We start from the raw sequence: 23,576 nt of genomic DNA, 5'->3' as shown, positions 1-23,576 counted from the left end.
ATCAAGCCCCAAACATTCAAACCTATTCCTTAACTTTGCTTCACAAAAAAAGATCTTTACTATGCAATACGATGTAGTTGTTATTGGCTCGGGACCGGGCGGTTATGTAGGTGCCATCCGTTGTGCACAATTAGGCTTAAAAACGGCCGTAGTTGAAAAATATAAAACTTATGGCGGTACCTGCCTCAATGTGGGCTGTATTCCATCAAAGGCCTTATTGGATTCTTCTGAGCATTACCACAATGCAGCACATACGTTTACTACGCATGGCATTAACCTTAAAGATTTAAAGGTAGACATGAAGCAGATGATTGCCCGCAAAGACGATGTGGTTTTGCAAAACACTGCCGGTATTACCTACCTATTCAAAAAGAACAAAATCGATGCCTTTGAAGGCGTAGGCTCTTTTGTAGATAAAAACACAATTTTGGTAACCAAAGCCGATGGAACTACCGAAACCCTAAGTGCCAAAAACGTAATTATTGCTACTGGCTCTAAGCCAACAGCATTGCCATTTTTGCCTATCGACAAAAAACGCATCATTACTTCAACCGAAGCTTTGAACATTAAAGAAGTGCCCAAAAGCATGGTCGTAATTGGGGGTGGTGTAATTGGTTTGGAACTGGGATCGGTGTATGCACGCTTGGGAACAAAAGTTTCTGTGGTTGAGTTTATGCCATCTATCATCAGCACCATGGATGCCGGTTTGGGCAAAGAACTGCAACGCGTACTCAAGAAAACCTTGGGCATGGAGTTCTATATGGGCCACAAAGTAACCGGTGCCACTACCAAAGGCAAAACCGTTACTGTAACTGCCGATAACCCGAAAGGCGAAGCCATTAAATTGGAAGCCGATTATTGCATTGTTGCCGTTGGCCGTACCGCTTACAGCGAAGGCTTAGGCTTGGATAAAATTGGCATTACCGTTGAAGAAAGAGGCAAAAAAATTCCGGTAAACGAACATTTGGAAACTTCGGTGAAAGGCGTTTATGCCATTGGCGATGTGATTAAAGGTGCCATGTTGGCCCACAAAGCCGAAGATGAAGGTATTTACGTAGCTGAAACCATTGCCGGACAAAAACCGCACATCAACTATAACTTAATTCCTGGGGTGGTTTACACTTGGCCAGAGGTAGCTTCAGTAGGTTATACCGAAGAACAACTGAAAGAACAAGGCGTAAAATACAAAACCGGTTCATTCCCTTTCAAAGCAAGTGGCAGGGCCAAAGCGAGCATGGATACCGATGGCTTTATCAAAGTATTGGCCGATGAGGCAACCGACGAAGTTTTGGGCGTACACATGATTGGTCCGCGTGCGGCCGACATGATTGCCGAAGCTGTAGTAGCGATGGAGTTCCGTGCCTCGGCCGAAGACATCGCCAGGATTTGCCATGCGCACCCAACTTATACCGAAGCCTTGAAAGAAGCCGCTTTGGCAGCTACCGCTAACAGAGCGATCCATATTTAGTCTCGAGTCGGAAGTCCTACGTCAGGAGTCCGAAGATATTTTTTCAAAGTCCCGTAGTATTTTACTATGGGACTTTTTGTTTTCGACTCTCGACTCCACGGTCTGTGGCCCACAGACCGCTTATATTTTTTGTTTTTAACGAATTGATAATTTGTTAACACAATGATAATGAGTGTTGAACATTTCTGTCTGGTAGGCTAAATATTTTTGCCGTAAAACAGATAAGACATGAACTCAAGAAAATTATTTAACGCATTGTTAATTGCGGCCATGGCATTGGCGTCTTGTAAAAAAGACAAAAAAACCGACGAACCCATTCCGGAGCCCTTTGTTGCAGAAAACCCGGCAACTTTTAAGGAAATTGCCTCTATTGATTTGGGCGGTGCCACTGCAGCCGAAATCTCAGCCTACGATCCAAGTACCAAAAAACTATTCGTGGTAAGCAACGATGGTGGCACCAAGGTAGAAGTGGTCGATTTAAGCGCCTATCCTACGGTAAGCAAAGTCAAAACCCTTACTTTTCCCAATAATGCAGGCATCAACAGCGTCGCGGTTTCCAACGGTTTGTTAGCTGTAGCTTTAGATGGAGCCGATAAGCAGGGCAATGGCGATGTAGTGATTATCAAAACATCAACCTTGGAAGAAGTGAAAAAGATTACCGTGGGCGCCATGCCCGATATGGTAACTTTTAGTCCCGATGGCAATTACATTTTAACGGCCAACGAAGGCGAGCCAAACGATACCTATACCGTTGATCCGGTGGGTTCGATTTCTATCATCAACGTCAAAGACAACTATTCGGTTAAAACCATGGATTTCTCGGGCTTCGAAAGCCAAAAGGCAACTTTGGTGGCCAATGGCTTCAGGATTTATGGATTGAATGCTTCCTTTGCCAAAGACATCGAACCAGAATACATTACGGTAGCAGCCGATAGCAAAAAGGCCTACGTAACCCTGCAAGAGAACAATGGCGTAGCCGAAATCGATATCGTTGCAGGTGCCATTACCAAAATTATGCCTTTGGGTACCAGAGATATCAGCCTGGCCGAAAACCCTTTTGATGTAAGCGATAAAGACGGTAAAAAGGAACTGAAAAACTGGCCAATCAAAGCGTTTTACCTGCCAGATGCCATTGCTTATTTCACGGCAAACAACACCGGCTATTTGGCCTTGGCTAACGAAGGCGATACCCGTGCCTACAGCGCCTTTAACGAAGAAGCAAGAGTAAAAGATCTGACCCTCGATCCAACAAAATTTCCAACCGCTTCGCTACTGAAACAAGATGCCAATTTGGGCCGTTTAACCGTAAGCAAGTTCTTTGGCGATACGGACGGCGATGGCGATTACGACGAGTTGTATGCCACCGGTGGCAGAAGCCTGAGCATTATCAATGCTTCAACCGGACAATTGGTAGCCAACATTGGCAAAGATTTGGAGCAACGCGTAATTGATGCAGGCAAATACGACGACGACCGTTCGGACAATAAAGGAGTAGAGGTTGAAGGGGTAACCGTAGCGCAGGTAAACGGACAGACCTTGGCTTTTATCGGTATGGAGAGGGTAGACCAAATTGCCATTTATGATATCGGCAATCCGGCAGCGCCTAAATTTGTGCAGCTGTTCTCAACCGGCGATGCGCCAGAAGGCATCCTGTTTGTAAAGCCAAAAGATAGCCCTAATGGCAGGAGCTTGCTGATTGTGTCGAATGAAGATGATGGAACGGTTAAATTCTTTCAGCCAGATAAATTATAGCCCAATGGCTAAAGTCATTTCAAAATCAAAAGCCGGTAGATTTGCCGGCTTTTTTTGTGCTTTTCTCGGCTAATTTGAGGAAATTTGCATTTCTATTCCACCCCAAAAAATTCAAGAATGTCAGAAAGCGCCGAGCCCATCCTCGCCTCAGATGCAATAGTTCATCCTTACAGCAAGAAAAAAGTGCGATTGGCGGTTTCGCTTTTCTATTTTGGCCAAGGCCTTTGCTTTGCCTCCTGGGCCAGTCGCATTCCTGATCTTAAATCGGCTTTGCAGCTTTCTGATGCGCAGTTGGGCAGTATTTTGTTGGCATTGCCCTTGGGCCAGTTGCTTACCATGCCCGTGTCGGGTCGTTTAACAACCATTTTTGGCAGCAAGCGCATGCTTACCATTGGAGCGCCTTTGTATGCCCTGGCCCTAACCAATCTGGCTTTGGCCAATACGGGCTGGCAGTTGGCCTTGTTTCTGTTCATGTTCGGCATTACCGGAAACCTCTGCAATATTGCCTTAAATACACAAGGTGTAGCCGGAGAAAGCTATTATGGCAAGCCTATCATGACTTCTTTTCACGGCGCTTGGAGCGTAGGTGGCTTTTCGGGGGCTTTGGTGGGCCTGCTCATGACCAGCCTGCATGCTTCGCCCTATTTGCATTTCTGCATCATCGCTCTTTTGGCCTTTGTACACATCGGCATCAACTATAGGTATCTGCTAGAAGCCAAAAAGCCTGTGCAGCAGGAAAAACCAAAATTATTTACCCGACCGCAGGGCGTATTGATACAATTGGGCATTATAGGCTTTTGCAGCATGGCTACAGAAGGGGCTATGTTCGATTGGAGCGGTGTTTATTTTAAGGAAATTGTAAAGGCGCCACACGCTTTGGTTATTTTGGGCTATACCTCTTTTATGATCATGATGGCTACGGGCCGTTTCTTGGGCGATAAGGTGATTGCGGCCTACGGACGGAAAAGACTGCTGCAGGTAAGTGGGGTTGTGATTTCAAGCGGCATGTTGCTGTCAGTTGTTTTCCCCTATCTTATTCCGGCTACCATTGGCTTTATGATGGTAGGTGTTGGCGTGTCGGGCATTGTGCCCATGGTTTACAGTATTGCCGGTAACAATACCAAAGTAGCGCCTGGCATTGCCTTGGCCATGGTTTCGGGCGTAAGCTATTTTGGCTTTCTGATGGGGCCTCCGCTAATTGGCTATATTTCGGCACTTTCGAGTTTAAGGTATTCTTATGCCGTGATTGGGTGTTTTGGTATCTGCATCAGCCTGATTGTAGCCAAGGTAAAGGCTATTCGATAGCAACACTTACGAAGTTTTAAAAACTTCGGAGGTGTGCTTGCGTTCAAACTTCGTAAGTGTGCTTGCATTCAAACTTCGGAAGTGTATTTTAGGTCTATGCAGGTACGCTGTGCAGGCCAATTCTATTGCCTTCGGTATCAATAATTACCGCCATAAAGCCATATTCCGGACTAATTTCTGTTTTCGGAACAACAATTTTGCCACCAGCTGCTTCCACTTTGTCCAATACCTGTTGTACGTCTGGATTTCCGTTAAGGTAGATCAGTACACCGGCTGTGGAAGAGATGCTGTAAAAATCGCCACGGTCAACAATAGCGCCACCAATATCGTTCATCATATCCGCTACCGGAAACAGACGCATTTTCATGCCTTCCATATCCATCACGATTAATTGGACACCCATAATGGTTTCGTAAAATCGGGTTGCCCTGTCTAAGTCTGAAGCTGGTATTTCGAACCAGCTAATTGCGCTTTTGTAGTTCATATTTGTGATTTTTGGTTATACTAATATACTAAAGTTCTTGTTTAGCCAGTTTTATGAAATGGTTAAACTAAATTGAAAAGCCCTTTAATCTTTTCAGACTAAAGGGCTTAATTGTTATTTAATGGGGTTTTTAGTGTACAGTTACATCGTTGGCCTCATCAGTTGCCGAAGGGTTGGCAACTGCCGCCGGTTTTTTCTTGAACCAGCCTTTAATGGCCCTCGAGTTTTTATCCATCACGATATACATACAAGGAACCAAAATAAGGGTTAGGAAAGTAGCGAAGCTCAGACCGAAAATCATGGTCCACGATAATGGTCCCCAGAAAGCTACGTTATCTCCACCGAAATAAATGTGCGGGTTCAGTTCGGTAAACAGCTTCACAAAGTCGATGTTTAAGCCCACGGCCAACGGAATTAAGCCCAACATGGTTGCGGTTGCCGTTAACAATACCGGGGTCATACGGGTACGGCCCGCTTCGATTACGGCATCTTTTACGCTCATGCCTTGGCTCACCATCAGCTCGGTAAATTCTACCAGCAAGATACCATTCCTCACTACGATACCAATCAGGGCCACAATACCCAACATCGACATCATAACCGAAAACGGCATGTTGAAGAGGATACAGCCACCCAGTACGCCAATCAAACTGAACAACACCTCAACCAAGATGATGATCGGCTTGCTGATGGAGTTGAATTGGGTTACCAAAATGATCAAAATGGTGCCAATGGCAATTAAAAACGCTTTTAACAAGAAGCCCATGGTTTCGGCCTGTTCCTCTTGGTCGCCGGCCATTCTGATTTCAACGCCCCTTGGCGCCTTAAATTGAGCCACCTCTTGGGTTACGTTGGCTACCACTTGGTTAGGGTTGGCATCGCTCAACACGTTTGATGAGAGGATGATGATCCTTTTTTGTTGCTTGCGCTTAATGCCACCGTAGGTGTTGACATAGTCGATATTGGTGAAAGAAGAAATCGGCACTTGCCTGATTTGTCCGCCCATGGCCATGTCACGATAGGTCATTTTCATGTTGCGGAGCACCTCGAGGTTGTTTTTCTGGTCGTCTTTGGCACGCACGTTGATTTCGTAATCCTCTTTTTCATCTCTAAATTTGGAGATTTCACGTCCATACAAAGCCGCACGCAAGTCAAGCGCAATTTGGCCAGTGTAAATGCCTTCACGATTAGCTCTTTCCCGGTCGATGTCAAAAATTACCTCAGGCTTGTTGTTTTGGAAATCTGATCTCAATTCCTCTACGCCCGCAATCTGCTTGTTGACCAGGTATTTTTTCAATCTTTCTGAAGTATTTACAATCGAATCGAGGTTGTCGCCGGTAATTTCGATACTGATTGGCTTCGCTGTTGGCGGGCCGCCCTGTTCTTGGGCAACCGATATTTGGGCGCCAGGAATACCCTTAACGGCTTCCCTTATTTTGTCGAGGTAAGTAGCCGTATTTACGCCGTTACGCTTGCCAAACTCGACAAAAGCCACGGTAACTTTTCCTTTGTTCGGGTATTCGCCTTGGTCTTCGTCCTGCGGATCGGTTACACCTACGGTTACGTTCGAAATGATAGAAGTTACTACCGGATCTATTTTTCCGTTCTTGGTCAAAACCTTGGTTACTTTCTGTTCCACGTTTCGCACCACTTCATTCGTATAAGCTTGGTCGGTACCTACAGGCATGCCCACGTATACATACACAAAGTTAGGATCGGCCGAAGGGAAGAAGATGATTTTTTGTCGGCCAGTGCCTACCAGGGTAACAAAAACAAATAGCGTTAAAAAGAACAAGCCGAAAGTACCCCAAATCAATTTTTTAGGGTGCTCAACTGCCCAATGCAATACTTTAACATATCGGTTTTGGAAGCCAGGCCAAATCTTGTTCTGAAAGGTTTTAACGGCATTGGTTAAGAAGAAATGGTTCAACAGGTACAACAGCGCCAAGAAAACGACGAAATTGCCCAAGCCGATGTTGATCACATAACCTACCAGGGCAATAATGCCCATAATCAAGAGGTTTTTTGTGGTTTTTTTATCAAAATGTGGTTTTTTATTGGCCGAATGGTCATCATGCGCCATAAAATCAACCGCGAATACCGGATTGATGATGTAAGCCACAATCAGCGAGGCAAACAGGGTTACAATGAGCGTAACCGGTAAAAAGAACATGAACTTGCCAATAATTCCCGGCCAGAACAGCAAGGGGAAGAACGGAGCCAATGTGGTTAGGGTACCCGAAAATACAGGCACGAAAACCTCGCCGGCCGCGGTTTTGGCCGCCTTAACAATGGGCACCTTGCCATTGTCGAAAATACGGTGGGTGTTTTCGATGACCACAATGGCATCATCTACCACAATGCCCAGTCCCAGTAGGAAAGAGAAGAGCACGATCATGTTCATGGTAAAACTGAAGCCAAACAAGCCGCCCAAAAACGGCATCGACAGGAAGGCGATGAACATGGAAAGCGGAACCGATAAAGCCACGAACAAGGCATTGGTTACCCCCATAAAGAACATGAGGATGATGGTTACCAGGATAAAGCCGATGATAATCGTATTGATCAAGTCGTGCAAGGTTACACGGGTTTGGTCAGATTGGTCGCCGGTAATTTTTAATTCCAAGCTTTTCGGTAAGGAATGGGCCTTCATGTCGGCAATAATCTGATTGATTTTATCAGAAGCCTCAATCAGGTTTTGGCCCGAACGTTTCTTCACGTTCAGCGTAATTACGTTCTTGCCATACAAGCGCGCGTAACTGTTTTGCTCTTTAAAGGCATCCTTTACTTCGGCAATATCTCTCAAATAAACAGAGGCTCCCGTTGGTGTTTTGACCACCAAATTGGCAATCTGCTCTGCGTTTTTAAACTCTTTTTTGATGTTCAGCGTACGGCGCAGGCCATCCATTTTTACAGTACCGCCCGAGGCATTCACGTTTTCGCCACCTACCACATTGGCAATGTCTGTAAAAGTAATTTGTGCGGCCGCCATTTTGTTCATGTCAACCGTAATCTGGATTTCAGGATCCAAGGCCCCAACAATATCAACACCCGAGATTTCTGGCAAGGCCTCAATACGGTCTTGGATATCGTCGGCATATTCTTTCAGCTTCTTCAAATCGAAATTGCCCGAAATGTTCAGGTACATGATCGGCAAATCAGACAAGTTTACGTCTTGCACCACCGGATCGTCGGGCAAGTCGCTTGGCAAATCTGGTTTGGCCTTGTCAACTGCATCTTTTACGCGTTGCTTGGCATCTTTGATGTCCACATCCGTACCAAATTCGGCTGTGATGATGGAGAAATCCTGGTAAGAATTGGAAGTGATTTTCTTCAGGCCCTGTGTGCCCTTGATTTCTTTTTCCAATTGCTTGGTCACCAAGGTTTCCATGTTCTCTGGCGAAGTACCAGGATAGGTGGTTTGTATAAAGATTTTCGGGATGATAACCTCCGGAAAATTCTCTTTGGGCGTAGAGTTATAGGCGAACAAACCCGCAATCGTAATCATGATGGTGATGATATAGATTGCCGTTTTATTATCGATGGCCCAACTCGACGGCTTAAACTCTTTGTTAACGTCTTTCATTTGTTCAGGGTTTAATTTTGAATGACTGAGTTTTGAATGATTGAATGTTGTGTTGCGTCCACTAATTCATTCACTTCTTGAATCATTCTTTCATTTGTTCAAGGTTTAATTTTGAATGATAGGGTTTTGAATGATCGAATGTTGTGGTATGTCCACATATTCTCTAATTCATTCCTTGAATCATTCTTTCATTCACTCATTAATATTTAACCGGATCGCCTTCGTTCAGGTCCTCCACGCCGGTAACCACGATTTTGTCGCCAGCTTTTAGGCCCGATAAAACTTCGGTTTTGCCATCGATGGTACGTCCGATATTGATGTTGGTGCGTTGCGCTTTTCCGTTAACTACAGCCATTACATATTTTCCGTTTTCGGCATTTTGGATGGCGTTAACCGGAACAATAATGGCATTGGGATTCGAATAGTCGACCACCTTTAACACCGAAATCATATTGGCGCGGTATTTTTTGTTCGATGGCAGGTTAACTTCGATGTTGAAGCTGCGCGAAGCCTGGTCGACCACTTTAGAGGCAAACGATACCTTGGTGGTTAAGCTGTCTTGCAAATCGGGAAAGATTACCCTTACGTTATCGCCTTGGCCAATTTTGCCCAGATAAGCTTCGGCCACCTGAGCCTTGGCTTTTAAGGTGTTGGCATTGACAATTCTGATGGCCTGCATGCCCGGCGCGGCGGCCTGACCTACTTTCAAGTCCATCTGTTCTACGCTTCCCGAAATAGGCGACTTGATTTTAAATTGGCCCTGTTGGGTACGCAATACATTCATTTGGCGTTCTAGGCCCTCTTTTTGGCTTTTCGCGTTGAGGTATTGCACTTCGGTGCCGATTTTTTGGTCCCAAAGATTTTTTTGGCGATTGTACAAATTGTTGGCCAAGTCTAGCTGTGTTTGCAGTTGGGCTATGTTTTGGCGCAATACGTTGTCGTCTATTTGGGCCAATACCTGGCCTTTGCTTACGGTTTGGCCAATTTTAACATAAACGGCAGTTACAATGCCCTGCATTTCGGGATTTACCTCTACGTTTTGCTCGGCATCAACTTTGCCCTGTATTTCTATGTAGTTGTTAAAAGGAGCTGATTTAACGTCGTAAACTGTTACGTCTTTGGTGGCCAACGAATCTTTGCCACCCACTTCTTTTTCCAATTTGGCAATTTGGCCGTCAAGCTCGGCGCGTTTTTGCTTGAGCTCGGCTAGTTCTGCTTTTTTGTCTTTTGGCTTAGAACAAGCGGCCAAAATAGCAAGGACTGAAATGAATAATACTCTTTTCATTATGTGATGGTTTTGTAAGGTTTAATAATTGATGTTTCCTAAGGCCTTATCCAGATTTACCTTGTTGATGAGCATATCGTATAAAGCATTGATATAATTGTTTTGGGCTTCTTTGAGCGAAGTTTCGGCGGTGGTTACCTCCAGGTTGGTGCCTACGCCTTGTTCGTACTTGATTTTGGTAACGCGCAACACCTCTTGAGCCAGCGCCATGTTTCTTTTCTGGTTTTGAAGCGATTTCTGGCCATTCAAGAAATTGGTTTGTGCCTGCGAAACTTCCAGGTTGATCGAGTTCGCCAGGTTGTTGATGTTGTTCTGGGTTTTAAGCACTTCCAGTTTTGCATTTCTCACGTCGTAAAGTTTTTGTCCGCCAGAAATAATCGGGATAGAAAGCTTAAGGCCGATGACCGAAGTGGGAAAGTTCTTGTCGTACAAATCAGCAAACCTGTCGTTTTGGAAACTCAACGAATAACTGCCGAATGCCGATAAGCTAGGCAGGAATGCGCTTTTGTACCTTTTTACATCCAGCTCGTTCAGCTTGAGTTGCGTTTGTAGGATCGAATATTCAATTCTTTTGTGATAGGCGCTACTGTCGCTTAAAACAGGTGTTTGATCTACATTGATCTCGCCGATTTTATCTTTGAGCGTTAGGTTGCTGTTTACGGTTAATCCCATCTGGAATTTCAGCAGGTTAAGGTTTAAAGCCAGCATTCTCACTACGTTTTCCCTTTCGGTTTGCGCATTGTTGTAAAGTACGCTTAGCCTGTCTGCATCGATTTTTTCGGCAAAGCCATTCTTGAACATGGCTTCGGTATCGTTTAGCGACTTTTTTAAACTGGCGATGTTGGCATCCAGCAAGGTTAATTGTTCGCCGCTTACTAAAACAGAATAATAGGCTTTGGTAACTGCAACGGCGGTTTCAATTCGGGTTCGTGCACTGTTTTTGGTGCTCAATTCCTTATAGGTTTTCGATGCTCTTAACCCTACTAGGTAAGTACCGTCAAAAAGCAGCTGACTGGCGTTAATGCCTGCCGTAGAGTTGTACTTTACGCCAAACTGTACCGGAATAAAAGTGCCGGGAGCAGCATCCTTGTCAAAAAAGATGGCGGGTACCAAGCTAGTGGCCACTTTAAGGAAATCGTTAAAATCGGCACTTGCACTTACTTGGGGCAAACCAATGCCGAAGGTCTTTTTAACGGTATTTGAAGCAATTTGTTCGTCTATTTTGGCATTCTTTACATCAACCTGATGGGTTAATGCAAAGGAGATGGCCTCCTGCAGACTGAAACTTGCCGTGGTATCTTTTTGCTGGGCTTGGGCTGGGATGATCCAACTCAGACAAAAAAGTAAAATGTAAAGTTGTGGTTTCATATAATTTATGCTTGTGTAGGTTTTTTTTGTTGGTAACGGCTGATAAGTTCTAGTCCCTTTGGACTACATACGCCAAAAAGGTAGTGCTCGGTTATGGCAATCATCACTTGGGCCAAACTGTATTTGTTCATGGTGTAGTTATCATGTTGGTTAAAAAGCAGGTCTATTTGTGCCAGGCGCATCTGTGTAATAATGTCTACGTTAATTTCGCTCCGGTACAAGCCTTCTTCCACGCCACGTTCTAAATTATTGGCTATGGCCATGGTCAACGTTTTTTCCTTAAACCGCCTGAATATCAGCCAAGCTTTGGGGTGATACTTTTGCAGGTCGTAAAAGAGCTTGGGGTTCATGTTCGACAAGAGTTCGTTGATATTGCTCATGGCGAAAAATATTTCGTGAACCGCATTTTCCGAATTTTTGGCTCCGTCTTTAACCACGCAGTCCTGCGTGCCTATTTTTTCGCTGATCAGAATATTCACCAGCTCGTCCTTATCGCTAAAATGTTGATAAATGGTTTTTTTGGACATGCCCAAATGCTTGGCAATATCGTCCATGGTTACGCTTTTAAAGCCAAATTGGCAAAAAAGTTTATCGGCTTCCTTAATTATGTATTCTTTGATTTCCAATCTGTACCCTTTCTTGAAAATTACATAATCAAAACTATGGAAACTTTTTTTAAACTAAAAGTTTCCATGAAAAAACATTTTATCTCCAGATTAGTTCCCGTTCTCCGCCTTTATACAGCACAAAAGAAGTTATTAGTCGATAATTAAATATGGCATTGTCGGCAAACGGCGGTTTTGGGTAGGTGAATGGAGGTAAGGAGTAGGGCGTGGGTAGGAAAGTTATTGTTTTGGTGTGCTGACTAATGCGTTAATCCGTTGGTGAGGAACACCAACGTGAGCGGTGTTTTGGTATGCTGACTAATGCGTTAATCCGTTGGTGAAGAACACCAACGTAGGCGATTGGGATTAACGATAAGCAACTGAGCCAGGAATTAAAGTCTGTCCTTGTTGGTATTAAATCCGTTGGTGAGGAACACCAACGTAGGCGATTGGGATTAACGATAAGCAACTTAGCTAGGAATTAAAAGTCTGTCTTTGTTGGTATTCTTTATCAACAAGCGGTGGTATTAAATGCGTTGGTGAGGAACGCTAACGTGAGCCTTGAGCGCTTAGTACATAAAAAAGGAGCCGAATTCTCGGCTCCTTTCAAAACTAAAAGTATATAATTTGGGGAGTGTATTAATGATCCAGGTCGTACTCGTGTACGTCTTTATGGTCGTAAGGCTCTACCATCAGCTCATCAATAGATTTGCCTTTTTTGTTAAAGCCCAGTTTATCCAACATCATGTCGAAGATCAGGTAAACTACCGGTACCACAATCAGGGTTAAGAAGAGCGAACTGGTTAGACCGCCCACAATAACCCAGGCCAAACCGTTTTTCCATTCGGCACCGGCACCACTGGCCAATGCAATAGGAAGCATACCGAAAATCATGGCGATGGTGGTCATCAAAATCGGTCTTAAACGGGCGTGGTTGGCCAGCACCAAGGCTTCGATGGTCGATTTGCCTTCGGCTTTCATGTGGTTGGTAAAATCGACCAAGATAATGGCGTTTTTCGCTACCAAACCCATCAGCATGATCAAACCTAAAATGGTAAAGATACCGATGGAGTTGTTGGTTAAGGCCAGGGCCAGGAAGGCACCGATAAAGGCCAGCGGCAGCGAGAACATTACCACCAACGGATAGATAAAGCTATCGTAAAGTGCCACCATAATCAGGTATACCAAAATAACCGAGGCCAATAAAGCAATACCTAAGGTACCAAAGCCCTCGGCTTGGTTTTCCTGGTCGCCAGCCCAGGTATAGCTCACGCCAACCGGTGCTTTCAGCTTGCCGTTTTTCTGCAACTCTTCCAGTTTCTTTTGGAAATCGGCTACCACGGTTCCGGTAGGTCTACCAATAGATTGGGCTTTTACCGATACCGAAGTCGATTTGTTTAAACGCTCCAGCTGACTTGGTCCAGATCCTTCGGTAATGGTAGCAAACTGCGAAAGTTTGATTTGCTGTCCGGCGCCGTTTACAAAAATCAGGTTACGTACGTCATCTACGCTTTTGCGGTTAAAATCCTGGTATTGGATGTTGATGTCGTACTCATATTCGCCTTTTCTGAACTTGCCATCGGTATTGCCACTAAATGCGGTCTGCATGGTTCCACCCACGGTTTGTAGGGTTAGGCCCAGGGCCGACATTTTATCGCGGTCTACCTTGACATTGATTTCTGGCGTTCCTTTTTCTACCGATAATTTGATCTCGGTAGCACCCGGAATACCTGCCAGTACTTTTTGGGCACCTTCGGCATATTTCAAGGCACTATCCAAATCAGAGCCCATTACCACCAGCTGGATAGGCGCGTTTTCGGCGATACCCAAAATACTGATCGGAACGGTTTTTACTTTGGCACCCACCAATTCTTTAGCCAGGGCACGGCTCATTTTGGTCGCAAAAATATCTGATGATACACCTTTGCGCTGGTCGCGTTCAACCAATTTAACGTTGATTTCCGATTTGTAGGCCGTTGCTTGCGTACCACCGAAATCGCCACTTGATTGGCCAACAGTTGTAATGAGCTGCGTAATTTCTGGCTGTTTCTGCAAGAAAGCTTCAGCTCTTTGGGTATAGAAGTTGGTTTGCTCCAGCGAGGCGTCTTTTGGCAATTCGATCTGTACCAAGAACTCGCCCTTATCTGATTTAGGGAAGAACTCGCTTCCGATAAATCCGGCTCCGGCTAAATACATGGCGCCAAAAAACAGGGCAATTACCGCAAAAATGGTGCGTCGTTTATGGTTTAGCGACCAGGTTAGGATAGACGTAACCCAATGCGTGAATTTTTTAAGCTGTTTTTCGAACCATAAAATGAAACGGCCGAACATATTTTTGCCTTCGATACGCTCCAATTTACCAAACCTTGAGAAAAGCAAAGGCACAATGGTAAACGAGGCCACCAACGAAAGCAAAGTGGCGATAATAACCACGATACAGAACTGGCGCAAAATGTTCGACACCAAGCCGGTACTTACGGCAATAGGGAAGAACACCACCACGATTACGAACGTAATGGAAACTACCGTAAAGCCGATTTCCCTTGTGGCATCTGAAGCTGCCCTTACTTTGTTTTTGCCCATTTCCATGTGGCGCTGGATATTTTCCAATACCACAATGGCATCATCCACCAAAATACCTACCACGAGGGATAGACCCAGCAACGACATCAAGTTTAGGGTAAAGCCAAAGAGGCTGATGCCGATAAACGTAGCGATTAAAGAGGCCGGAATAGACACCATCACGATAACCGCGTTCCTGATGCTATGCAAGAAGAAAAGCATCACAAAAGCCACCAACACTACGGCCAACATCAAATCGTGGATTACCGCATCGGCCGATTCGAGGGTAAAGATCGAACTGTCGTTTACAATCTTGATATCGAGGTTATCGGCTTTGTATTCGGTTTTCAGCTTTTCGATAATGGCATGCACGCCTTTACTTACTTCTACCGCGTTGGCATCGCTTTGTTTGATGATCTGGATCGCGATAGCGCCTTTACGGTTGATACGGGCCAGTTTCTCGGTTTCTTTTTGGGCATCCTGCACGTCGGCAACATCGCCTAAGCGGATTTGCGTGCCGTTTTTGGTAGTGGTTAATACCAAGTTGCGCATTTCGTCAATGCTTTGGTATTTACCCGATAAACGGATCAATACATCTTGGTTCTGCGTTTTTACGCTTCCGGTAGGGAAATCGAGGTTCGACGATAAAATCATCTGTTGCACCTGAGGCACCGAAAGGCCATAACCCTGCAGTTTGTTGGCATCTAGGGCTACTTGTATTTCGCGCTCAGAACCCCCAATCAGGTTTACTTGGGCAATACCGTTTACCCTCGAAATTACCGGGGCAATACGTTTGTCGATCAAATCGTAAAAGGTAATGTCGTCCATGTTGGCCGAGGCAGACATGGTGATTACCGGTAAATCGTCGAGCGAGAACTTGCTTAGCGAAGGCGTTTTTACGTCTTCCGGCAAATTGGCCAGGATGGCGTTTACCTTACGCTGGGCATCGTTCAGGGCCACGTCTATATTGGCCTTGTCGGTTAGGGTAATGGTTACCGTCGACAAGCTTTCGAATGATACCGCGTTTATTTTTTTGATGTTCTCCATCGATGATACCGCATCCTCGATTTTCTTGGTTACGGTATTTTCTACCTCGTTTGGCGAAGCGCCGGGGTAGATGGTAGAAATAGATACTACGTTGTTGGAGAATTTTGGCAATAGCTCATAGCCCAACGAAAAGTAGCTCAATAGCCCCAGTAGGGTAAGCGCGGTAAAAACCACGATTACCAGCGAGGGCCTTTTTATGGATATGTCTGTAATCTTCATTTTGTTTTAATAATGCATACGTTTAGTGGCGCAGGCGAGTTGTAAATGCAATTTTTAGCCTATTTAACAATGCTTACCGCAGTGCCGTCGGCCAAGTTGATTTGTCCGCTGGTAATTACGGTTTCGCCTGCAGCCAAGCCATCCAAAATCTCCACGTTATCTCCCAAAATCCTGCCGCTTACTACATTGCGTACTTTGGCGGTATTGCTGGCTTTGTCTAACACAAAAACCTGGTTGCTGCTTACGCTGCCCACAAATGAGGTGCGCGGAATAAGGATGCTAGGCGCTTGTTGCGGGAAGTTGAAAACGGCTGTGCCGTACATGCCTGCCTTTAAGCTGTTTTTGGTGTTGTTGGCCACTTCGATTTCGATTGGGAAGTTTAAAGTTGCATCGGCTTTAGGCGCGATGAAGGTAATCTTGCCACTGAATTTCTCGGTAGGGAAGATGTTTGATTTGATATCGATGCGGTCGCCTAATTTAAGATTGGCCACTTGTGCTTCGTTTACATTTACTTTCAGTTTGAGTTTCGAAACGTCAACCAATTCGAACAACTGCGTACCTTGAGCGGTTACAAAAGCACCTACTTCGATGTACTTTTTGTTCACGATACCGTTGATTGGCGATTTGATGCTGGCATCGTTCAGTCTTCTTTTCGAAGCCTGCAAACGCAACTGTGCATTTCTGGTGGCCAATTTGGCTTGGTCAAGCTGTTGTTGGGTTACGCCACCGGTTTGATACGAGCTTTGGTACCTGGCTTCGTCTTTCAACGCATTTTGATAAGCCGCTTCGGCTGTTTCCCTGTCGGTATTGATAATTTCGGCATCGACGCGGGCCAAAACCTGTCCTTTGCTTACGCGATCGCCTTCTTTGACGTAAATGGCGCTTACGCGACCAGCGTTTTCAGAAAGGAAGTTCAGTTCTTGGTTGGCAGCAAAGTTTCCGTTTGCATTAAAATCAAGGTCTACCACCTTTTTTTCTACGGTTGCCACACGAACAGCTACCGCACCGCCACCTTCGGCAATGAAGGCAGTTTTGGCGTCGTTCTTCTTTTTGTTGTTCTTAAGAACCAGGGCTATTGCCGCAAGGGCAGCAGCAATGACAACGATTATGATTATTACTCTTTTCATTTCTGTTATTGGACTAGCGATTTAATATTTCCGTTTGATTTGATTAATTGTATTTCGGCAATTTTATAGTTTAACAATGCCTGTGTATAGCTGTTTTGGGCCTGGGTTAACGAGTTTTCTGTTTCCAGCAAATCGGTTAGCGAAGCCAGTCCGTTGTTATAGTTGTTTTGTGTGCTTTTGTAGATTTCTTGGGCCAACTCGGCATTTTTGCGTTGGGCATTGATGGTGCTCAAGTTGTCGCGCAATTGGATTTTGGCATTTTCGTAAGCCATATTCAAGGCGTTGGTAGTGTTGGTCCTGTCTTCTTTGGCCTTTTTGATGGCTACATCGGCCTGACGGATTTTAGAACGGGTTAGGAAGCCATTAAAGATAGGCACCCTTAACGTTAATCCCACCGCCGAAGAACCAAAACCAATGGCCGAACTGCTCGAGCTTAAAAAGTCGAAACTTTTGCTCTGGCTAGAATAGGTATAGTTGCCTGTTAATGCCAAGGTTGGATAGTATTCCGATACATAAGCCTTTCTTTGCAAAGACAAAAGTTTATCCTGATTGTCCAAAAGCTTAATTTCTGTACGGTTAGACAAGTCTACCGCATCTGCCAGCTGTGGCAGGGTGCTAACTTGGGTAAGTTCGGTGGTAGGCAATACAATTGCCGTAGCTACTGGCATACCCATCGCGTACTTTAACTGGTTTTCTAACTGGGTAATACCGTTAACCACCTGTTCTCTTTGGGTGTTGAGGTTGGTGAGGTTTACCTTGATACGATCTACGTCGATTTTCTTGGCCAAACCGTTTTTATACTGAACATTCACGATGTTTTCGACTACCTTCACGTTTTTGATGTTATTGTCGATTACCTCTAGTTGTTGCCTGGTTACCAATACCTGATAGTAGTTGTTGGCTACCAATTCGATCAGTTGTTCTTCGGTTAATTGAGCGGTTAGGTTGTAATATTCCTCGCTCGATTTTGCCGCCTGCAAGCCCGTAAAAACCTGTTGGTTAAACAGCTGTTGCGAGAGCTGAACACCTGCAGAAGAGTTCCATTTTTGTCCGAATTTAAGGGTTTGCAACTGGCCACCAAAATCAACAACCTGTTGTCCGATAATAGGGTTGTAGGTTAAGCCGGCAGTACCCGTAAGCTGTGGCAAGGCCTGTGCTCTTACTTCTTCCACCTTGTAGCGTCCGCCTTCAATATCCAATCGTGCCTTGCGCATGTTGCTGTTGTTCTGCAAAGCAAAAGTTAAGGCATCCTTTAGGGTAAGTTGCTGCTGCGCGCTTACCAATTGTGGCAAAACTGCGCCTGCAAGCAGGAGTAGGATGAGTTTCGCCTTTTTTATTCTAAGCATGTTATAATTGTTTTATTTTGGGTTTAATGAATTTAAATTTTAGCGGTTGTTGCCGGAGCCTCCGTTTTGAGCTTAAGCTTACTGGCATAAATATGTCCCAGGCCAGTTAAAGAGCATACGCCGTATAAAAAATGTTCGGTAAGCTCTACCATAATCTGGGCAAGGTTGTACTTGTTCATGGTGTATTGGTCGTGCTGACTAAAAATAAGGTCAACTTGGTCAAGGCGCAGCTGCGTGAGGATATCGGTATTGATATCGTCGCGGTAGAGCCCTTCTTTGATGCCACGCTCCAAGTTTCTGTAAATCGTTTCGCGCAGGGTCTTTTCCTTAAACTCCCTAAATATCATCCAAGCTTTGGGATGGTATTTTTGCAGGTCGTAGAAAAGCTTCGGGTTCATATTGGCCAGCATTTCATTGGTGCTGTTAATGGCGAAAAAGATTTCGTCAATAGCATTTTCCGAATTTTCGGCCGTGTCTTTTGCCATGCAGTCCTGCGTGCTGATCTTCTCGCTGATTAAAATGGTTACCAATTCGTCCTTATCGCTAAAATGGCGATAGATCGTTTTTTTAGACATGCCCAAATGTTTGGCAATATCGTCCATGGTTACGCTTTTAAAACCGAACTGGCAAAAAAGCTTGTCTGCTTCTGCAATGATGTATTCTCTAACTTCCAACTTTCACCTTTCAAAATAATGGCGCAAAACTATGGAAACTTTTTTTAATTCCAAAGTTTCCTTATTAAAATTTTTATTTCCTCGATGAGGGTCAAGTCTGTATTTAATTCCATGATGCAAAAAAAGGCAATTACCAAACGCTGGTCTAGCTTTTTTCGGTGAACGGAGGATTTGGACAGGTGAACGCAAGGTTTGTTCGTTCATTGGTTCAATTGTTCATTAGTCATTAGTTCATTACAAACTGCCAACTGCCAACTGAAAACTGGGCATTGAAAATTGGAAACTGAATGCCTAACTTTTCCTATCTTCGAATTACAAACAATCGAGATGAAAAAAGGAAGAATAGAAGCGTTTAGCGATGGCGTAATTGCCATTATCATTACCATTATGGTGTTAGAACTCAAGGTGCCCCACGAGAAAAACGAGCTGAAAGACCTGATGCCTTTGTTGCCCGTTTTTTTAAGTTATGTACTCAGTTTTATTTATGTGGGTATTTATTGGAATAACCATCATCACATGTTTACGGCTGTAAACCGGGTAAACGGCTCGGTACTTTGGGCCAACCTGCACCTGCTTTTCTGGCTCAGCATGATTCCCTTTGCTACCGCATGGATGGGCGAAAACCATTTCGCACCTGCACCAGTTGCCATTTATGGAGGGGTTTTGTTGATGAATTCTATCGCCTACTTTATATTGATGTCTATACTGGTGAAGCATCATGGCAACGAATCGTTGTTGGCCAAAGCCGTAGGCAGCGATTTGAAAGGCAAGCTCTCTACAGCCTGCTATATTTTAGCCATTCCGCTGGCTTATGTTTCGACCTGGATTTCTGGCGGACTTTTCGTGCTCGTTGCGCTGATTTGGCTTATTCCAGATCGCAGGATCGAAAATGTGCTACACGATGTAGAAGACGAGGCTTAACGCTTCGGCCTTTTTGTATACCTTTGCTGTCTAATCTAAAACCATGTCCATTTTTCGAGAAAACGTATCCTTAAAGTCGTACAATACTTTTGGCATCGAGGTAAAGGCCCGTTATTTTGTGGCTGTTGCCAACGAAGCCGAGCTACAAGCCGTATTTGCCGATCCCCTGGCCAAAACACAAAAGCTTTTGGTGATGGGTGGTGGCAGCAACATGCTGTTTACGCACGATTTTGACGGATTAGTAGTTAAAATGGATATTCAGGGCATTAGCCATGAAATAGCAGGCGATACAGTAAGCGTAAGTGCCGGTGGAGGTGTAGTATGGAACGATTTGGTTAACTATTGCGTAAGCCATGGTTTTGCCGGATTGGAAAACCTCAGCCTGATTCCGGGTACGGTAGGTGCGTCGCCGATCCAGAACATTGGGGCTTATGGCGTAGAGCTGAAAGATGTTTTTGCATGGTGCAATGCCTTCGAAATTGCCACAGGCCAAATCAAAACCTTCAGTTATGCCGATTGTGCCTTCAGCTATCGCGATAGCGTATTCAAAAATGCGCTTAAGGGCCAGTACATCATTACCCAAGTAGGCTTTAACCTGAGCCAAACCGCACAATTGCATACACATTATGGCGCCATTAACGCCGAGCTGGAAAAAAGAAATATCGTTGACCCGAGCATTGCCGATGTTTCGGCGGTGGTTTCTCATATCAGGGTAAGCAAGCTACCCGATCCCAAAACCATTGGTAACGCGGGTAGTTTCTTCAAAAACCCGGTTATTGAACCGGAACAGTTTGAAGGGCTTGTCCAAAAATTCCCCGAAGTGGTGCATTATCCGGTAGCAGCGGGCAAAATTAAACTAGCTGCGGGCTGGCTTATCGAGCAATGCGGCTTTAAGGGAATGGTAGTGGGCCGTACCGGTACCTGGAAAAACCAGGCTCTGGTATTGGTGAACCATGGTGGGGCCAGCGGACAGGAAGTGTATAATTTTTCAGAACAAATCATTCAGACGGTACAGGCCAAGTTTGGTGTGGTGCTGGAGCGCGAGGTAAATATTTTGTGACAAGGCTGTTTCTGTTTCATGAGGTAAGTTTTTTCTTTAAAATTAAATCTGGACCATTTTTTTGGTATCATAGTTGTACGACAAGGTTGATATAAACAGCTGGCGAACCACTCTCCAAAGCTTCTGTTTCTTTTTAAAACTTAAAACCTAAAAACTATGACACAGCTTCAATTTAACCACCAATTGCATGATTATTCTGGCTCATTACAGTCATTTGCTTTAAATTTTACAAAAGATATCGAAGACGCTAATGATTTGGTACAGGATACGTTGCTTAAAGCGGTTACTTATTACAGCAAATTTAAAGAGGGCACTAATTTAAAAGGGTGGTTGTTTACCATTATGCGCAATACGTTTATCAATAACTACAGGCGCATGGTAAAAACGAATACCTTGATTACGCAAAGCGAAGATATTTCTTCGGCCAATCTTCATTACAGCGCAACCAGAAATGCCGTGGAGAGCAAATTTGTGTTGGGCGATATCCATAAGGCCCTGGCTACTTTGCAACCCGAGTACTATGTGCCTTTCATCAAATACTTCGAAGGCTACAAATACCACGAAATTGCCGAAGAACTGGATATTCCTATCGGAACGGTAAAAACGCGTATCCATGTGGCCCGGGGCATTTTAAAGAAATACCTGAAAACCTACGCCAAAGACATGGCTGCAACAGAGGTCTAAATACCTATCAAAACACGAAAAGGCTCCAGTATTTGGAGCCTTTTTTCGTTAAACCTGTTGTCGCGGAAAAAAGATATGCGTTAAACCCGGGCAAAATCCTACTTTTGGCTATCGGAATTTAAACCTATTTGCATGAAGAACCTGTTTCTATGTCTTGATATTTTTCTTTTTCTCGCACCTTGGACGTTTTGTCTAGACAGTAAAGCATTCAAGCTTAAAAAACTGAACAAAGCGGCTGTTCCGGCAGTGGTTACTGGTATTGTTTTTTCGGCAATTGGGGTTGTTTTCAATATTTTTGGTATCTGGCGATTTAACTCCGAGTTTATAGTTGGTATCTACTATCGAGGCGTTCCGCTAGAGTTTTTTCTTTTCTGTTTCGGCTTCAGTTTTTTGGGCATCAATGTTTACCAATACCTCAATGCCCGGTTTCCTAAAAACAACCTGCAGCAGTTTAGCCTGACCGTAAGTAACCTGATGTTGGGGCTTTGTATAGCTTTTGGCTTTTTCGGCCATAAGCATTGGTATACAATCGTGGTTTTTGTGCTCTTGTTTATCTTGTTGCTTTATATCGAGTATATCAACAAAATCAGGTTCATGTATCGCTTTTATCGGGCCTATCTGGTTTGTTTGCTGCCTTTTTACATCTGTTTTGGCGTCATGGCCAGATTGCCTATCCTCTCTTACAACGGCAAGGAAACTTTAGGCATTAACATTATCGATATCCCACTGGAAAGCCATTTTTATATCATGGCCATGCTCTTGTTGGGCGTGTATTTATTGGAGTTCTTTGGCCAACGGGCCACTAAATAATGGAGCTGCCAACTTACACCAAATCGCAGCTTGCTTTGCGCAATGGCCAGGATAAGCCCCAGGTTTGGGTAGCCTATAAAGGTTTGATTTACGATGTGGGCGAAAGTCGCCTGTGGAAAAACGGCAAGCATTACGAGCATTGGGCGGGGCAGGACCTGACTGCCGAATTGGCCGATGCGCCCCATACCGAAACTGTATTCGAAAAATTTAAGGTAATTGGCTTACTAAGCTAGGTTGTTAATTACTTAGGCAACGCAATAAATAAGTAAAGCCTTTTTCAGATCAAATAAAAAAGCCTGCTGATTAGGCAGGCTTTCAAGTATAGATTTTTTGACCATTACTGGGTAATTTCGAAACTGCTCAGGTTTACAAACTGTTGCAGGCGTTCGGCAATGGCTTTTTTGTCGAGCTCTAATAAACGTTCGATACCGAATTTCTCTACGCAGAAAGAAGCAAGCGCCGAACCATAAATCAAAGCATTTTTCATGTTGTTGAAGTTTACGGTACCTACTTGGGCCAGGTAACCGATAAAGCCTCCGGCAAAAGTATCGCCGGCACCGGTTGGGTCAAATACATCAGCCAATGGCAGGGCAGGAGCCGAGAAGATTTTGTCTTCGTGGAACAACAATGCGCCGTGTTCGCCTTTTTTGATGATGAGGTATTTTGGACCCATGGTCAAGATTTTATTGGCGGCCTTTACCAAAGAGTATTCTCCAGATAATTGGCGGGCTTCAGAATCGTTGATGGTCAATACGTCGATCATTTTAATGGTTTCCAAAAGGTCGTCCATCATAATGTCCATCCAAAAGTTCATGGTGTCTAATACAATTAGTTTCGGACGGTTCTTTAAGCGCTTGATTACGGTTTGTTGGACTTGTGGCGTCAAGTTGCCCAGCATCAAATACTCGCAGTCCTGATAACTTTCTGGAATGATCGGGTCGAAATTTTCAAGCACGTTCAGCTCGGTAACCAAGGTGTCGCGGCTGTTCATGTCGTTGTGGTATTTGCCGCTCCAAAAGAAAGACTTTTCGCCTTCCTTAACTTGCAGGCCTTCGGTGTCGACGCCGTGCTGGTTCAGGATGTTGATGTTGTCCTGTCCGAAATCATCGCCAACAACGGCTACGATTTTAGTCTTGTTGTAGAAATAAGAAGCGGCTAAACTGGCATAAGTAGCCGCGCCGCCTACAATTTTATCTGTTTTTCCGAATGGGGTCTCCAGGGCATCGAAAGCCACAGTACCTATGATTATCAGGCTCATATCTGTTAAGTTGTA

Annotated in this window: 18 protein-coding genes; 8 read left to right on the top strand and 10 right to left on the bottom strand. The window is 44.5% G+C overall.

The features are described 5' to 3' along the window. Positions 1-61 precede the first annotated feature (61 nt). The 3 genes from lpdA to VRU48_RS12140 all read left to right on the top strand — a co-directional run bounded on the left by lpdA (position 62) and on the right by VRU48_RS12140 (position 4,525). Positions 62-1,468, top strand: coding sequence for a dihydrolipoyl dehydrogenase (gene lpdA / locus VRU48_RS12150; protein ID WP_330108182.1), 1,407 nt, complete (start codon positions 62-64; stop codon positions 1,466-1,468). A gap of 228 nt (positions 1,469-1,696) precedes the next feature. Then, complete coding sequence (locus VRU48_RS12145; RefSeq protein WP_330108181.1) at positions 1,697-3,220, top strand: choice-of-anchor I family protein; 1,524 nt, start codon at positions 1,697-1,699, stop codon at positions 3,218-3,220. A gap of 117 nt (positions 3,221-3,337) precedes the next feature. Continuing rightward, on the top strand, positions 3,338-4,525 hold the full coding sequence (locus VRU48_RS12140; protein WP_330108180.1) for an MFS transporter: 1,188 nt from the start codon (positions 3,338-3,340) through the stop codon (positions 4,523-4,525). A gap of 94 nt (positions 4,526-4,619) precedes the next feature. On the opposite strand, the gene VRU48_RS12135 is transcribed toward VRU48_RS12140, so the two are convergent. The 9 genes from VRU48_RS12135 to VRU48_RS12095 all read right to left on the bottom strand — a co-directional run bounded on the left by VRU48_RS12135 (position 4,620) and on the right by VRU48_RS12095 (position 18,828). Beyond that, positions 4,620-5,009 carry a VOC family protein gene (locus VRU48_RS12135; RefSeq protein ID WP_330108179.1) on the bottom strand — a complete coding sequence of 130 codons (390 nt, stop codon included), beginning with the start codon at positions 5,007-5,009 and terminating at the stop codon, positions 4,620-4,622. Positions 5,010-5,139: 130 nt separating this feature from the next. Beyond that, positions 5,140-8,595, bottom strand: coding sequence for an efflux RND transporter permease subunit (locus VRU48_RS12130; RefSeq protein ID WP_330108178.1), 3,456 nt, complete (start codon positions 8,593-8,595; stop codon positions 5,140-5,142). 199 nt (positions 8,596-8,794) lie between these two features. Then, a complete protein-coding gene (locus VRU48_RS12125) occupies positions 8,795-9,880 on the bottom strand; it encodes an efflux RND transporter periplasmic adaptor subunit (RefSeq protein ID WP_330108177.1) in 1,086 nt (361 codons plus the stop codon). Positions 9,881-9,901: 21 nt separating this feature from the next. After that, positions 9,902-11,248 (bottom strand): TolC family protein, encoded by a 1,347-nt coding sequence (locus tag VRU48_RS12120; RefSeq protein ID WP_330108176.1) that lies wholly within the window; start codon positions 11,246-11,248, stop codon positions 9,902-9,904. 5 nt (positions 11,249-11,253) lie between these two features. After that, a complete protein-coding gene (locus VRU48_RS12115; protein ID WP_330108175.1) occupies positions 11,254-11,874 on the bottom strand; it encodes a TetR/AcrR family transcriptional regulator in 621 nt (206 codons plus the stop codon). Between the two features lie 618 nt (positions 11,875-12,492). Beyond that, positions 12,493-15,681, bottom strand: coding sequence for an efflux RND transporter permease subunit (locus tag VRU48_RS12110; RefSeq protein WP_330108174.1), 3,189 nt, complete (start codon positions 15,679-15,681; stop codon positions 12,493-12,495). A 59-nt stretch (positions 15,682-15,740) separates the two neighbouring features. Next, the gene (locus VRU48_RS12105; RefSeq protein WP_330108173.1) at positions 15,741-16,808 is read right to left on the bottom strand and encodes an efflux RND transporter periplasmic adaptor subunit; all 1,068 of its coding nucleotides are present in this window, start codon (positions 16,806-16,808) and stop codon (positions 15,741-15,743) included. Between the two features lie 5 nt (positions 16,809-16,813). Next, positions 16,814-18,154: a TolC family protein gene (locus VRU48_RS12100; protein ID WP_330108172.1), complete on the bottom strand. Its 1,341-nt coding sequence runs from the start codon at positions 18,152-18,154 to the stop codon at positions 16,814-16,816. Positions 18,155-18,186: 32 nt separating this feature from the next. After that, positions 18,187-18,828, bottom strand: coding sequence for a TetR/AcrR family transcriptional regulator (locus VRU48_RS12095; RefSeq protein ID WP_330108171.1), 642 nt, complete (start codon positions 18,826-18,828; stop codon positions 18,187-18,189). 327 nt (positions 18,829-19,155) lie between these two features. Here VRU48_RS12095 and VRU48_RS12090 point away from each other — a divergent pair, with 327 nt between their 5' ends. The 5 genes from VRU48_RS12090 to VRU48_RS12070 all read left to right on the top strand — a co-directional run bounded on the left by VRU48_RS12090 (position 19,156) and on the right by VRU48_RS12070 (position 22,536). Further along, the gene (locus tag VRU48_RS12090) at positions 19,156-19,749 is read left to right on the top strand and encodes a TMEM175 family protein (RefSeq protein WP_330108170.1); all 594 of its coding nucleotides are present in this window, start codon (positions 19,156-19,158) and stop codon (positions 19,747-19,749) included. Between the two features lie 43 nt (positions 19,750-19,792). Continuing rightward, a complete protein-coding gene (murB, locus tag VRU48_RS12085; RefSeq protein WP_330108169.1) occupies positions 19,793-20,809 on the top strand; it encodes a UDP-N-acetylmuramate dehydrogenase in 1,017 nt (338 codons plus the stop codon). Between the two features lie 156 nt (positions 20,810-20,965). Then, a complete protein-coding gene (locus VRU48_RS12080; protein ID WP_199137766.1) occupies positions 20,966-21,493 on the top strand; it encodes an RNA polymerase sigma factor in 528 nt (175 codons plus the stop codon). A gap of 132 nt (positions 21,494-21,625) precedes the next feature. Further along, positions 21,626-22,303: a lycopene cyclase domain-containing protein gene (locus tag VRU48_RS12075; protein WP_330108168.1), complete on the top strand. Its 678-nt coding sequence runs from the start codon at positions 21,626-21,628 to the stop codon at positions 22,301-22,303. Continuing rightward, positions 22,303-22,536, top strand: a complete 234-nt coding sequence (locus VRU48_RS12070) for a cytochrome b5 domain-containing protein (protein WP_330108167.1) — start codon at positions 22,303-22,305, stop codon at positions 22,534-22,536. The genes VRU48_RS12075 and VRU48_RS12070 overlap by 1 nt, the downstream gene beginning before the upstream one ends. A 104-nt stretch (positions 22,537-22,640) precedes the next feature. Here the strand turns inward: VRU48_RS12070 and VRU48_RS12065 are convergent, their stop codons facing one another. Further along, complete coding sequence (locus tag VRU48_RS12065; protein WP_330108166.1) at positions 22,641-23,561, bottom strand: PfkB family carbohydrate kinase; 921 nt, start codon at positions 23,559-23,561, stop codon at positions 22,641-22,643. Positions 23,562-23,576: the final 15 nt, after the last annotated feature.

The organism is Pedobacter albus (assembly GCF_036324255.1).
GTDB lineage: Bacteria > Bacteroidota > Bacteroidia > Sphingobacteriales > Sphingobacteriaceae > Pedobacter > Pedobacter albus.
Note: the sequence above shows the minus strand (reverse complement) of the source record. Positions and strands in the feature narration are given on the sequence as shown.

What these genes read in the sequence shown, in the direction of transcription:
- lpdA (WP_330108182.1), top strand. Translation starts at nt 62, where the DNA reads ATGCAATACGATGTAGTTGTTATTGGCTCGGGACCGGGCGGTTATGTA.
- VRU48_RS12145 (WP_330108181.1), top strand. Translation starts at nt 1,697, where the DNA reads ATGAACTCAAGAAAATTATTTAACGCATTGTTAATTGCGGCCATGGCA.
- VRU48_RS12140 (WP_330108180.1), top strand. Translation starts at nt 3,338, where the DNA reads ATGTCAGAAAGCGCCGAGCCCATCCTCGCCTCAGATGCAATAGTTCAT.
- VRU48_RS12135 (WP_330108179.1), bottom strand. Translation starts at nt 5,009, where the DNA reads ATGAACTACAAAAGCGCAATTAGCTGGTTCGAAATACCAGCTTCAGAC.
- VRU48_RS12130 (WP_330108178.1), bottom strand. Translation starts at nt 8,595, where the DNA reads ATGAAAGACGTTAACAAAGAGTTTAAGCCGTCGAGTTGGGCCATCGAT.
- VRU48_RS12125 (WP_330108177.1), bottom strand. Translation starts at nt 9,880, where the DNA reads ATGAAAAGAGTATTATTCATTTCAGTCCTTGCTATTTTGGCCGCTTGT.
- VRU48_RS12120 (WP_330108176.1), bottom strand. Translation starts at nt 11,248, where the DNA reads ATGAAACCACAACTTTACATTTTACTTTTTTGTCTGAGTTGGATCATC.
- VRU48_RS12110 (WP_330108174.1), bottom strand. Translation starts at nt 15,681, where the DNA reads ATGAAGATTACAGACATATCCATAAAAAGGCCCTCGCTGGTAATCGTG.
- VRU48_RS12105 (WP_330108173.1), bottom strand. Translation starts at nt 16,808, where the DNA reads ATGAAAAGAGTAATAATCATAATCGTTGTCATTGCTGCTGCCCTTGCG.
- VRU48_RS12100 (WP_330108172.1), bottom strand. Translation starts at nt 18,154, where the DNA reads ATGCTTAGAATAAAAAAGGCGAAACTCATCCTACTCCTGCTTGCAGGC.
- VRU48_RS12090 (WP_330108170.1), top strand. Translation starts at nt 19,156, where the DNA reads ATGAAAAAAGGAAGAATAGAAGCGTTTAGCGATGGCGTAATTGCCATT.
- murB (WP_330108169.1), top strand. Translation starts at nt 19,793, where the DNA reads ATGTCCATTTTTCGAGAAAACGTATCCTTAAAGTCGTACAATACTTTT.
- VRU48_RS12080 (WP_199137766.1), top strand. Translation starts at nt 20,966, where the DNA reads ATGACACAGCTTCAATTTAACCACCAATTGCATGATTATTCTGGCTCA.
- VRU48_RS12075 (WP_330108168.1), top strand. Translation starts at nt 21,626, where the DNA reads ATGAAGAACCTGTTTCTATGTCTTGATATTTTTCTTTTTCTCGCACCT.
- VRU48_RS12070 (WP_330108167.1), top strand. Translation starts at nt 22,303, where the DNA reads ATGGAGCTGCCAACTTACACCAAATCGCAGCTTGCTTTGCGCAATGGC.
- VRU48_RS12065 (WP_330108166.1), bottom strand. Translation starts at nt 23,561, where the DNA reads ATGAGCCTGATAATCATAGGTACTGTGGCTTTCGATGCCCTGGAGACC.